1 rRNA gene is annotated in these 232 nt (G+C 58.6%); it reads right to left on the reverse strand.

Going from position 1 to position 232, the window contains the following annotated elements:
• Positions 1 to 131 precede the first annotated feature (131 nt).
• A 23S ribosomal RNA gene (locus ACYQ0U_RS22895) occupies positions 132 to 232 on the reverse strand; the annotation flags it as partial.

Below are 232 nucleotides of genomic sequence, written 5' to 3' on the forward strand. Positions count from 1 at the left end.
GAGTGCGGCACATCCCCAGCGCATGCCGGGGAGGCGCACCTCCAAGCCACTGTTCTGTTGTTGATGCAACTGTGGTGGATCTCTGGATCGTGGACGCGAGCGAGGTAGTTGTTGACTCGATTGAGGGTTTGTAAGACAAGCCCTCGGCCTATTAGTACCGGTCGGCTGGGCATTACTGCTGTACACCTCCGGCCTATCAACCCAGTGTTCTGCTGGGGGCCTTACCCCCTCA

It is taken from the genome of Nocardioides pyridinolyticus (genome assembly GCF_054653575.1).